Annotated in this window: 14 protein-coding genes and 1 pseudogene; 5 read left to right on the top strand and 10 right to left on the bottom strand. The window is 70.9% G+C overall.

Annotated features, from left to right (window positions below; genetic code table 11):
• The first annotated feature begins 162 nt into the window (after nucleotides 1-162).
• Together wrbA and ACZ5XZ_RS30905 are read left to right on the top strand one after the other, a co-directional pair.
• On the top strand, nucleotides 163-786 hold the full coding sequence (gene wrbA / locus ACZ5XZ_RS30910) for an NAD(P)H:quinone oxidoreductase (RefSeq protein ID WP_468983936.1): 624 nt from the start codon (nucleotides 163-165) through the stop codon (nucleotides 784-786).
• Nucleotides 787-801: 15 nt separating this feature from the next.
• Nucleotides 802-2,217: a glutamate decarboxylase gene (locus ACZ5XZ_RS30905; RefSeq protein ID WP_468983933.1), complete on the top strand. Its 1,416-nt coding sequence runs from the start codon at nucleotides 802-804 to the stop codon at nucleotides 2,215-2,217.
• Between the two features lie 2 nt (nucleotides 2,218-2,219).
• Here ACZ5XZ_RS30905 and ACZ5XZ_RS30900 read toward each other — a convergent pair whose 3' ends face one another.
• The 4 genes from ACZ5XZ_RS30900 to ACZ5XZ_RS30885 form a co-directional block, all read right to left on the bottom strand.
• Nucleotides 2,220-2,783, bottom strand: coding sequence for a hypothetical protein (locus ACZ5XZ_RS30900; protein ID WP_468983931.1), 564 nt, complete (start codon nucleotides 2,781-2,783; stop codon nucleotides 2,220-2,222).
• Nucleotides 2,784-2,881: 98 nt separating this feature from the next.
• A complete protein-coding gene (locus ACZ5XZ_RS30895) occupies nucleotides 2,882-3,523 on the bottom strand; it encodes a PadR family transcriptional regulator (protein WP_468983928.1) in 642 nt (213 codons plus the stop codon).
• 102 nt (nucleotides 3,524-3,625) lie between these two features.
• Nucleotides 3,626-5,083 carry an aldehyde dehydrogenase family protein gene (locus tag ACZ5XZ_RS30890; RefSeq protein ID WP_468983926.1) on the bottom strand — a complete coding sequence of 486 codons (1,458 nt, stop codon included), beginning with the start codon at nucleotides 5,081-5,083 and terminating at the stop codon, nucleotides 3,626-3,628.
• Nucleotides 5,084-5,167: 84 nt separating this feature from the next.
• Entirely contained in the window at nucleotides 5,168-6,031 is an 864-nt protein-coding gene (locus tag ACZ5XZ_RS30885) for a helix-turn-helix domain-containing protein (RefSeq protein ID WP_468983924.1), read from the bottom strand.
• Between the two features lie 313 nt (nucleotides 6,032-6,344).
• Here ACZ5XZ_RS30885 and ACZ5XZ_RS30880 point away from each other — a divergent pair, with 313 nt between their 5' ends.
• Complete coding sequence (locus ACZ5XZ_RS30880; protein WP_468983922.1) at nucleotides 6,345-6,827, top strand: ATP-binding protein; 483 nt, start codon at nucleotides 6,345-6,347, stop codon at nucleotides 6,825-6,827.
• 198 nt (nucleotides 6,828-7,025) lie between these two features.
• On the opposite strand, the gene ACZ5XZ_RS30875 is transcribed toward ACZ5XZ_RS30880, so the two are convergent.
• The 5 genes from ACZ5XZ_RS30875 to rpmG form a co-directional block, all read right to left on the bottom strand.
• Nucleotides 7,026-7,265 (bottom strand): DUF397 domain-containing protein, encoded by a 240-nt coding sequence (locus ACZ5XZ_RS30875; RefSeq protein ID WP_468983919.1) that lies wholly within the window; start codon nucleotides 7,263-7,265, stop codon nucleotides 7,026-7,028.
• Between the two features lie 245 nt (nucleotides 7,266-7,510).
• Entirely contained in the window at nucleotides 7,511-7,747 is a 237-nt protein-coding gene (gene rpsR, locus ACZ5XZ_RS30870) for a 30S ribosomal protein S18 (protein WP_468983916.1), read from the bottom strand.
• A gap of 59 nt (nucleotides 7,748-7,806) precedes the next feature.
• Entirely contained in the window at nucleotides 7,807-8,955 is a 1,149-nt protein-coding gene (locus ACZ5XZ_RS30865; protein WP_468983913.1) for a CobW family GTP-binding protein, read from the bottom strand.
• Nucleotides 8,955-9,206 (bottom strand): type B 50S ribosomal protein L31, encoded by a 252-nt coding sequence (locus ACZ5XZ_RS30860; RefSeq protein WP_468983910.1) that lies wholly within the window; start codon nucleotides 9,204-9,206, stop codon nucleotides 8,955-8,957. The genes ACZ5XZ_RS30865 and ACZ5XZ_RS30860 overlap by 1 nt, the downstream gene beginning before the upstream one ends.
• Nucleotides 9,207-9,214: 8 nt before the next feature.
• Nucleotides 9,215-9,379, bottom strand: coding sequence for a 50S ribosomal protein L33 (gene rpmG, locus ACZ5XZ_RS30855; RefSeq protein WP_006604069.1), 165 nt, complete (start codon nucleotides 9,377-9,379; stop codon nucleotides 9,215-9,217).
• A gap of 123 nt (nucleotides 9,380-9,502) precedes the next feature.
• Here rpmG and ACZ5XZ_RS30850 point away from each other — a divergent pair.
• Nucleotides 9,503-9,616, top strand: a pseudogene (locus ACZ5XZ_RS30850) (uS14 family ribosomal protein); the annotation flags it as partial.
• A 203-nt stretch (nucleotides 9,617-9,819) separates the two neighbouring features.
• A complete protein-coding gene (gene tatA, locus ACZ5XZ_RS30845) occupies nucleotides 9,820-10,017 on the top strand; it encodes a Sec-independent protein translocase subunit TatA (RefSeq protein ID WP_468983908.1) in 198 nt (65 codons plus the stop codon).
• Between the two features lie 18 nt (nucleotides 10,018-10,035).
• Here tatA and ACZ5XZ_RS30840 read toward each other — a convergent pair whose 3' ends face one another.
• On the bottom strand, nucleotides 10,036-10,881 hold the full coding sequence (locus ACZ5XZ_RS30840) for a nitrilase-related carbon-nitrogen hydrolase (protein WP_384428013.1): 846 nt from the start codon (nucleotides 10,879-10,881) through the stop codon (nucleotides 10,036-10,038).
• Nucleotides 10,882-11,018: the final 137 nt, after the last annotated feature.

Raw genomic sequence — 11,018 nt, 5'->3', positions numbered from 1 at the left:
GTGTGTGGGGGGGTGACGTGAGGTTGCCGGCTCACGCCGCCAACCCGCCCCCCCCCCCCCCCCCCCCCCCCCCCCCCCCCGCCCGTTCGCGCTTCCACTGGGCGAACCCTGGAGGCCGCGCACCCCATACGCCCGTATTGTCGGGTTCCAGGAGGTGCGTCCATGCCCGTCCACGACGTCCACGTCGCGGTCATCTACTACTCGTCGACCGGCACCATCGCCGAGCTCGCCCGGCTGATCGCGGACGCGGCCGAGCACGCCGGAGCCGACGTACGGCTGCGCCGGACGGCGGAACTCGCCCCGCAGACGGCCGTCGACGCCAACCCGGCCTGGGCGGCGAACGCCGCGGCCACCGCGGACATCCTGGAGGCCACCCACGAGGACATGCTCTGGGCGGACGCGGTGATCCTCGGGACCCCGACCCGCTTCGGCAATGTGTCCTCCCAGCTCAAGCAGTACCTCGACACCCTGGGCGGCCTCTGGCAACAGGGCCGGCTGGCCGACAAGGTCTACAGCGGCTTCACCGCGAGCGCCACCCGGCACGGCGGCCAGGAGTCCACGCTGCTCGCGCTCTACCAGACGGTGCACCACTTCGGCGGCATCCTCGTCACCCCGGGCTACACCGACCCGGCGAAGTTCACCGACGGCAATCCCTACGGCACCTCCCACGTCGGCGGCCCGGACACCCCGCTCGACGACGACGCGCGCACCGCTGCCCGCATCCAGGCCGAGCGCGTGGTGAAGTTCACCAAAGCCATCAAACGCGGCCTCGCACCGACGAGTTGACGGACAGGGCGACAGATGACTCTGCACAAGGGCGCTTCGGAATCCGACCGCCGGCACACCGGGAACCAGGTCAACCCCTTCTACGGCGAGGCCGACCCGGTCGCCGGCATGGAGGCCTCGCCGCCCCGGCACACGCTCCCCGACGGCCCCCTCGCCCCGCACACCGCCTATCAGTTCGTGCACGACGAACTGATGCTGGACGGCAACTCCCGGCTGAACCTGGCCACGTTCGTCACGACCTGGATGGAGCCGCAGGCCGGCATCCTGATGGCGGACTGCCGGGACAAGAACATGATCGACAAGGACGAGTACCCGCGCACCGCAGAACTGGAGCGGCGGTGCGTGGCGATGCTCGCCGACCTGTGGCACGCGCCCGACCCGTCCACCGCCGTCGGCTGCTCCACCACCGGGTCGAGCGAGGCCTGCATGCTCGCCGGCATGGCCCTCAAGCGGCGCTGGATGCAGCGCAACGCGGACCGGTATCCGGGCAGCGCCCGGCCCAACCTCGTCATGGGCGCCAACGTCCAGGTCTGCTGGGAGAAGTTCTGCAACTTCTGGGAGGTCGAAGCGCGCCAGGTCCCGATGGAGGGCGACCGCTTCCATCTCGACGCCGCCTCCGCCGCCGAGCTGTGCGACGAGAACACCATCGGCGTGGTCGCGATCCTCGGTTCGACCTTCGACGGGTCCTACGAGCCGGTGGCCGAGATCTGCGCGGCGCTCGACGAGATCCAGGAGAAGCAGGGCTGGGACGTCCCGGTCCATGTGGACGGCGCGTCCGGCGCGATGGTCGCGCCGTTCGTCGACCCGGAGCTGGTCTGGGACTTCCGGCTGCCCCGGGTCGCCTCCATCAACACCTCGGGCCACAAGTACGGCCTGGTCTACCCCGGCGTCGGCTGGGCGCTGTGGCGCGACGCCGAAGCGCTGCCCGAGGAGCTGGTCTTCCGCGTCAACTACCTGGGCGGCGACATGCCGACCTTCGCGCTGAACTTCTCCCGCCCCGGAGCCCAGGTCGCCGCCCAGTACTACACCTTCCTGCGGCTCGGCCGGGGCGGCTACCGCGCCGTACAGCAGGCGACCCGGGACGTGGCCCGCTCGACGGCCGAACGCATCGGCTCACTGGGCGACTTCACCCTGCTCACCCGCGGCGACCAGCTGCCGGTCTTCGCCTTCACCACCGCCGCCGACGTCAAGGCCTTCGACGTCTTCGACGTGTCGAGGCGGCTGAAGGAGCGCGGCTGGCTGGTCCCCGCCTACACCTTCCCGCCGCACCGCGAGGACCTCTCCGTCCTGAGGGTGGTCTGCCGCAACGGCTTCTCCCAGGACCTCGCCGACCTGTTCCTGGCGGACCTGGAGGCGCTGCTGCCCGAGCTCCGGGCGCAACCGCGCCCGCTGGACCGGCCGGAGTCGATGGCGACCGCCTTCCACCACTGACCTCACGCCCCGCGGCCGTCCAGGACCAGGCCGAACTCCTCGCCGAGCGCGGCCGCCTGGCCGGGTGTGACCAGGACGTACACCTCGCCGTCGGCCGCCGCGCCCGCGCCCGGCAGCACCCGGTGGAAGGTCCGTTCGTCCCCGCCGCCGGGCGCCAGCCGGCCCAGGCACGCGAAGACGGCCGACCGGCTCAGGGACCGGCCGGCGCCGTGCTCGGCAGGCCGGCCGATCCGCTCGCCGTCGCGGACGAACTCCAGGCGGTCCCGGCCGCCCTCGCCCCTGATCAGCTCGACGTCGCCGACGACGACCAGCCCGCCGGAGCACGCGGCGGCCTCCTCCAGGGTGCTCCGGTAGGACTCCTCCAGGTCGTCGACGTCGTCCGCGTACACGGCGACGGCCACACCGAACTCGACGAGCACCTCGGCCAGTTCGCCGTCCTCCAGCGGCGCGTCCGCCCAGTCCCGGACCTTCGCGAGCGCCTCCTCGGCCGCCTCCTGCGTCACGATGCCGAGGGCGACCAGACGGGGCGCCACCCCGATGCGCGTAATCGATCGCTTGTTCGTCATGGCGTCATACTGGCAGCCGGCCCACCGCCAGGGGCCCGGCCCGCCAAACTTGGCCGGGGGTGCCTCTCCCCCAGGCGCGCCGGCCGGCGGCTCGGTCCCTAGCGCTGATCCCCGGGGTGGGCGTCCTTCGTCGCGTACGGGTTCTCCTGCCCCTCCGCGAGCACCCCCACGAACGGCTCGCCCTCGCCCGCGAAGACATACGCGCCGCCCTCGATGCGCTCGATCAGCCCGCGCGTCCACACCGCGCCGCTGTCCGCGAAGTGCACCCACATGTTCATGATCTCGCCGATATGGCCGAGCTGTCCGGGCCCTTCCTCGGGCGTGTAGTACTCGGTGACCGTGCCGCGCCACTCCTCCAGGCCCCGCACCCGCTGCCGCAGCAGCGCCAGCGCCTCGTCCCGCGGCAGATCGACGACGAAGCCGATGCCCGCGCTGAGCATGTCGGACTTCTGGTCGTGCTCGGACAGCGCCGTGCGCAGCAGGGCGAAGTACTCCGCCTCGCCCGCCGCGGTCAGCTCGTACTCGGTACGCGGCGGACCGCCGACGGTGCTGGGCGCGATGTCATGGGCGCGGAGCAGCCCCTGCTTGGCCATCTGTTTGAGCGCGTGGTAGATCGAGCCGGGCTTGGCGTTGGACCACTCGTGGGCGCCCCAGTACTCCAGGTCGTTGCGCACCTGATAGCCGTGCGCCCGCCCGTGCTGCCGCACGGCACCCAATACCAACAGCCGGATCGCCGACATCGTCTCCTCAATCCCTCGCGGCCCCCTGCCGTTCAGCCTAGAGCGCGCCGGGACCGGAAAGGGGGCTGCCCCTCCCGCGCCGTCCCCTCCTCGTCGACCGGCTCAGAACGGGAACCGCGAGCGCCCGTGCTGAATGGAGATCCACTTGGTGGTGGTGAAGGCCTCCACCATGGCGTCGCCGTTCAGCCGCCCCAGCCCGGAGCTCTTCTCGCCGCCGAAGGGGACGATCGGCTCGTCGTGCACGGTGGCGTCGTTGACGTGAAACATGCCGGTGTCGATGCGCTTGGCGAAGCGCACGCCCCGTTCGATGTCACCGGTGTGCACGGCGCCGCTGAGCCCGTAGGGCGTCGCGTTGGTGAGCCGTACGGCCTCCTCGTCCCCGTCGAAGGGGACCAGTACCGCGACCGGGCCGAAGATCTCCTGTGTGAGCAGCGGGGAGTCCGCCGGCAGCCCGCCCAGCACGCTCGGCGCGACGAGCGTGCCGCGGGTCTCGCCCCGCAGCAGCGGCGTGGCGCCGTCGGCGACGGCGCGGTCCACCAGGGCGGTGACGGCCTCGGCCTGGCCCTCGTTGATCAGCGGGCCGATATGGGTCTGCGGGTCGGTGGGGTCGCCCACCTTCAGGGACGCGACCTTGGCGACGAACTTCTCGGTGAACTCCCGCTCCACGGCGCGGTCCACCAGCACCCGGTTGGCGGCCATGCAGACCTGGCCCTGGTGCACGAAGCGGCTGAAGACCGCGGCGTCCACCGCGTAGTCGATGTCCGCGTCGTCGAGGACCACCAGCGCGCTGTTGCCGCCCAGCTCCAGCACCGTGTGCTTGAAGTGGGCGGCGGCGACGGTGGCGACGTGCCGGCCGACCTTCTCCGAGCCGGTGAAGGAGATGGTCTTGGGCACCGGGTGGTCGATCAGCGCGTCCCCGATCTCGGCGATGTCGGTGACGACGACGTTGAGCACGCCGGCCGGCAGCCCGGCCTCCTCGAAGATCCTGGCGACCAGCCCACCACCGCAGACCGGGGTGTTCTGATGCGGCTTGAGGACGACGGCGTTGCCCAGCGCGAGGGCCGGCGCGATCGACTTGATCGACAGCAGGAAGGGGAAGTTGAAGGGGCTGATGACACCGACGACACCGACCGGCAGCCGGTAGAGGCGGTTCTCCTTGCCGTCGATGGGCGAGGGCAGGATGCGGCCCTCGGCGCGCAGCGCCAGCTGGATCGCCTCGCGCAGGAACTCCCTGGCCAGCTGGAGCTCGAAGCCCACCTTCGCGAGCGTCCCGCCGACCTCGGCGGTGATCGCCTCGGCCAGCTCCGCCTCGCGGTCGTCGATGATCCGCAGCACCCGCTCGAAGACCAGCCGGCGGGTGTAGGGATTGACCGCGCCCCACTCCCGCTGCGCGCGTTCGGCGGCGCGGTAGGCCTGGTCGATCTCCTCGACCGTGGCGACGGGTATGGAGGTCAGCTTCTCGCCGTTGTAAGGATTGAAGTCGACGATGTCCCACGAGCCGCTTCCGGAGCGCCACTCACCGCCGATGAACTGATAGGCCAAGTCGTCGAAGTAGGACATGTCATCCCGATCTGGAGAACAGGGCACACAGGGCGCCAAGTTGGGGGGTGCTGACTCCTGATGGTGCGCCATCCTACCGACGCGTCACATGAGTTGAAGCAGTCCGCGCAGGAGATCTCTGGTCTCGGCGGGACTGGGCCCGTCCGCCTGGAGGCGGTCCATCACCCGTCCGTACTGCGCCACTTCCTCCGGCTTGTCCACATAGAGCGCACTTGTCAGCTGCTCCAGGTAGACGACGTCCGGCAGCCCGGACTCCTGGAAGCCCAGCATGGTGAAGGCACCGCTCTCGCCCGAGTGCCCGCCCAGACTGAAGGGCATCACCTGGAGGCGCACATTGGGCCGCTCGGACACGTCGATCAGATGCTTCAGCTGCTCGCGCATCACCTCGCGTTCGCCGTACGGGCGGCGCAGCGCGGCCTCGTCCAGCACGCAGTGGAACTGCGCCGGCCGCTCGGCGACGAGCAGCTTCTGGCGTTCCATGCGCAGCGCGACCCGGCGCTCTATCTCGGCGGGCCCGGCGTCGGGCATGCCCCGTTGGACGACGGCCTGCGCATAGCTCTCCGTCTGCAGCAGCCCGTGCACGAACTGGACTTCGTACACGCGTATGAGAGACGTGGCGCCTTCCAGGCCCACATACGTCTGGAACCAGCCGGGAAGCACATCGGTGTAACTGTGCCACCAGCCCGCGACATTGGCCTCGCGCGCCAGGGACAACAGCGCCTCGCGCTCCTGCGCGTCACCGACTCCGTACAGCGTGAGCAGGTCCTCGACGTCGCGTGCCTTGAAGCTCACCCTGCCCAACTCCATGCGGCTGATCTTCGATTCGGACGCACGGATCGAGTAGCCGGCCGCCTCGCGGGTTATCCCACGGGATTCACGCAGGCGGCGAAGCTGCGACCCGAGCAGGATCCGCCGCACCACCGACCCGCTCGACTCACTTCCGGACACCTCTCAGACCCTCCTGTGACCCCCACCAGTCCAACAGTGGGCCGAAGTCTGCCACGTCCGCGCTTCGTTGAGTGCTCATCCGGTTACTGATATGTGCGGCCCACGCACGGCCTCCACAAGAACCGACGGAAAGAATTCCGAGCAAATCGGTGCGCCCTGTCGCAATCCTGGCGCGTGCACGTGCATCTGCCCTTGCATCTGTCTCGCACATTGGGAACCATAGGCGTCGCACGCATGCACGCTCGTGAAAGATCCGCCAGACCCGGCTGACCGGCCAGGGTCATGACGTCCGCGAACGCCAGGAGTGCCTCGCATGGGGACCAAGGTTTTGACCATGCTCGAGCCGTTATGGCAGGGCTTTCCTCCCGTCGACCCCCTGGCCGTCTCCGGATCCGCCTCGTGCACGCTCTCCCCGCGCTACGAATCGGTGCGCTGCGCACGGAAGTTCACCCGCGACACCCTCCAGGGCTGGGAGCTCGACGAACTCTTCGACCCGGTCGCCCTGGTCGTCTCCGAACTCGTCACCAACGCGCTGCGCCACGCGATCCTCGCCGCCCCGGAGCACGCCGGCGCCACACCGCCCGCCCGGCTGCACCTGATGCGCTGGTCGCAGCGGCTGATCTGCGCCGTACGGGACCCGAGCGACGATTCACCGGTCGCCGGCGAGGCCGACTCCGCCGACGAGTCGGGGCGCGGGCTGTACCTGGTCGAGTCCTTCAGCGACAGCTGGGGCTGGCACCCGCTGTCCGGTGTCACACACGGCAAGATCGTGTGGGCGCTCTTCCGGCTGCCGTAGCGCGTGCCACGGGCCCTCCGCGGCCGATCCGCACACCGGGCGCACCGTCACCTACGGGCGCCCGGTCGTTTTATGGGCACCGCGTCGTCTTATGGGCACCGCGTCGCCTACAGGCACCCGGTCGTCTTGTCGGCACCCGGCGCGCGCGGGACCGGCGCGCGCGGGACCGGCGCGCACCGGCATGCCCCCTGCGCCGGCTCAGTCCCGGACGAGGTGGTCGAACTCCCCGTCCTTGACCCCGAGCAGCATCGCCCGGACCTCCGCCGGGGTGTAGACGAGCGCCGGACCGTCCGGGAAGCGGGAGTTGCGCACCGCGATCTCTCCCCCGGGCAGCTTGGCGAACTCCACGCAGGAGCCCTGGGAGTTGCTGTGCCGGCTCTTCTGCCACGACACATCGCGAAGATCCGTTGCGGCCATGCCGTTGTATGCGTGGGACACAGGGATCTCCCGGTGATAAACGGTGTCAACTGCCCCGGATCATAGCTGCGTTCACATGCGAATGCATGCGCAGATGCACGTGCACGACAGCGGGTGTCGGGCCGGTCACCGCTCGTCGAGCGCCTGTACCTGGTACGGATCGTCCGGGTCGAATCCCTCAGGGGCGAGGAAGAGACGTGTGCCGCACCCTTCGGGTTCCGGAGACCAGGTGATCGGCAGGGCGGCCCCCGCCGAAGCGGCGGCCGTCACCGTGACGCGTACGGGAGCAGGGCCATCTCCCGGGCGTTCTTGATCGCCCTGGCCAGCTGCCGCTGCTGCTGCGCGGTGACCCGGGTGACCCGGCGGCTGCGGATCTTGCCGCGGTCCGAGAGGAACTTCCGCAGCAGATCGGTGTCCTTGTAGTCGATGAAGGTGATGCCCGCCGCGTCCAGCGGGTTGGGGCGGGGCGCGGACTTCCGCCGCGGGTCGTGCCGTCGGGGCATGGTGGTTCCTTGGGGGTGCGAAGGGGCCGGACCGTTCCGTACGGGCGGACCGGCCGCGGTTACGAAACGGGGTCGAGGAGTGCGTCGAAGGCCGGCGGCAGGCTCTTCCAGGCCGACCGGCCGCCCGCGTACTCGGCATCGGTGAGCAGGCAGGACGCCAGCCGCGCGGACAGGCCCTCGCGGTCCAGGCCCGGTGAGGTGAAGACCAGGTGCTGGGCGCGGTCACCGTGCTCGGGATGCCAGTCCAGCGCGGCGGCGGCCCGGCGCAGCGGCGGCACCATCTCCCAGGCGGCGTCCGGCAGCGAGACCAGCCACGGCCCGGAGTTCTCCACGCACAGCGCCCCGCCGGCCGCGTCCCACGACAGCAGCGTGTCCGGGCGGTCGGCCAGCCAGAAGCGGCCCCGGCTGCGCGCGGCCGCACAGGTCAGGTCCTCCAGCGCGGCGTAGAGCCGCTCGGGGTGGAACGGCCTGGTGTGCTGCCATACCAGCGTGCCGACGCCGTCCGCGTCGGCCTCCTGCGGCAGCAGCGCACAGGCGGGATGCTGGCGGGCCGCGGCCGCCGCCACATCGAAGCCGGCCAGTGCGGCGGCCGCCAGCTCGGCGGATGCGACCGGAATCCGCCGGGCCGTGGGGTGCAGCTGCTCCAGGAGCGCGAGGTCGGCGGGCCCGGCCGCCTCCTCCCCCATCGCGATCGCCAGCACCGGCGCGTACTCCAGCTGCCGCGCCCAGGTGTCGGCGACCGTGCGCTGATCGGACGCCGCGGCGGCGAGGCCGACGTCGGCGAGGTCGTCGCCGCAGCCCAGGCAGTCCAGCACCCGCGCCGGGTCGACGGCGGTGATCACCCCGGTCAGCGAGAGGCTCTCGCTGCCGCAGCCGGTGACCACCTCGGCCATCGCCTTGGGCTCGACCGAGTCCCACAGTTCGACGATCGCCAGCCGGCAGGTCCGGCCCGCGGCCAGCCGCTCCAGCTCGGGCACCAGATCCTCGCGCAGCGCACAGCAGGCGCAGTCGTTGACCAGCGGCACCTCGCCGGCGTCGAGCGTGCCACCGGCGTCGCGGACCGTGCGCCGTACGGTGCCCTGCACGGCCGAGGCCAGGTCGTGATGGAGGGCGACACTGCCGGGGACCGAGCGCAGCAGCCGCTCCACGGTGGCCCGCCGCGCCTCCGCGTGCAGGCCGCCCACCAGCACGATCGCGAGCCGCTCCATCAGCGGGCCCGCCTGCCGTACCGGCGCTCGAAGCGCTCGACGCGGCCCGCGGTGTCCATCACCCGGGCGGTGCCCGTGTAGAAGGGGTGGCTCGCCGAGGAGATCTCGACGTCGATGACGGGATAGGTGTTGCCGTCCTCCCACTCGACGGTCTTGTCGCTGGTCGCGGTCGAGCGCGTCAGGAAGGCATGGTCGGCGGCCCGGTCACGGAAGACGACCGGCCCGTAGGCGGGGTGGATTCCAGGCTTCACGGCTGTGCTCAGCGCTCCTCTCGGAAGGCGACGTGCCGGCCGGCGACCGGGTCGTACTTGCGCAGTTCCAGGCGGTCGGGGTCGTTACGGCGGTTCTTGCGGGTCACGTAGGTGTATCCGGTGCCGGCGGTGGACCGGAGCTTGACGACCGGACGTAGTTCGTTGCGAGCCATACGGGTAGTATACGCAAATGGTTTCCATTTTCAATAAGCCTTTCGAGGCCCCGACCACTGGAGGGACCGCACCATGTCCGCCCACTGCCGGCTGGCCGGCCGCACGCCGGGCTTCGGCAAGTCCGCGTCGACGGCCGCCCGCGCGGCTACTTCCGCGCCTTCGGCCTCTCCCGGGTACGGCTGCGCGAACAGGCGCACGCGGGGTACCTGCCGGGCGTCCGCAAGTCCAGCTGGTAGCTCGACCGCGGCAACGCCTCCAGGCGTCCGCAAGTCCAGCTGGTAGCTCGGGCCCGCGGCGGCGCCGCCGGGCGTGCGCAGGCCCGGCGGGCGGCCGCGCTCCGGCAGTCCGGCCCGGGGAGACCCCCTGGACCGGGCGGCCGGACCGTTCGGGTAATACTGGACAGAACGTCCGCCAGCCCCCGACGAAAGCGAGCGCCCCCATGCTCCGCAACGCCTTCGAGCCCTGGCACCTGATCCTGATCATCGCGGTGCTGGTGCTGCTCTTCGGCTCGAAGAAGCTGCCCGACATGGCCCGCGGCCTCGGCCGCTCGATGCGCATCCTGAAGTCCGAGGCCAAGGCCCTCAAGGACGACCAGGCCACCGAGGCGCCCCGCCCGGAGTCGGCCCCCGGCCGCTGACGCCCGGCCACCGGTCCGTCAGCTGTCGCCGCCCTCGTCGATCAGCCGCCGCACCTCGCGGTCGATCAGGCCCAGCCGGGCCTCGGCGACCAGCGGCACCGCGCGGCGCTGCCGCCGGGCCTCGGTGAGATCGATCTCGACGGTGACCAGCGAGGGCTCCCACTTGGGCGCCTGCGCCACCACCGCCCCCCGCGGGTCCACCACCCGCGAGCCGCCCCAGAACGTCGCGCCGTGCTCATTGCCGACCCGGTTGACGAAGACCACCCAGCACTGCAGCATCCGCGCCGTATAGGACAGCAGGGTGTCCCAGTACAGGCCGGTGTCCATGGCCTCCGGATCCAGGCTCGCCGCGCTGTTGGTCGGCACGAACAGCACCTCCGCGCCGTCCTGCACCGCCAGCCACGGCAGCACCGGCTGCCAGGCGTCGTTGCACACCAGCGTCGCCCCCCGCCCCCCGGTCCTGGACCGCTTCAGCTCGTAGGCGCGCAGCGACTGCCCGGGGCTGACGTGCTTGCGTTCCTCCCAGGCGAGGTAGTTGGGGAGGTAGAGCTTGCGGTGGGCGTGCAGCAGCGACCCGGCCGCGTAGTAGACCGCGGCGTTGTACGCGCGCAGGCTGGTGTGCTCATGGAAGCCGACCAGCACATCGGGGCCCAGCGTGCTCAGCTCCAGCAGCCGGGGATCGCTCGCCTCGATGGACTCGTCCCGCTTCAGGGCGCCCAAGTGATAGCCGTGCAGGCTCAGTTCGGGAAAGATGACGAGGTCGGCGCCCTGGGCGGCGGCCTGCTCGATCTGCTCGCGGGCGATCACGAGGTTCTCCGCCACCTCGCCCAGCACACAGTCCGTCTGCGCCAGCGCAATGAGCATGACCCCACCTCATCCACTCATTACCTTTGCAGCTTTCATCGTATTTCATCGCGGTTCATCACATTTCATCGCCATTTTGCCAGAGCTCGCACCGACCGGCACGGCCCCGCGGCGCACCCGCGTCCGCGCACTTCAAA

The organism is Streptomyces sp. NPDC033270, assembly GCF_055576575.1.
Note: the sequence above shows the minus strand (reverse complement) of the source record. Positions and strands in the feature narration are given on the sequence as shown.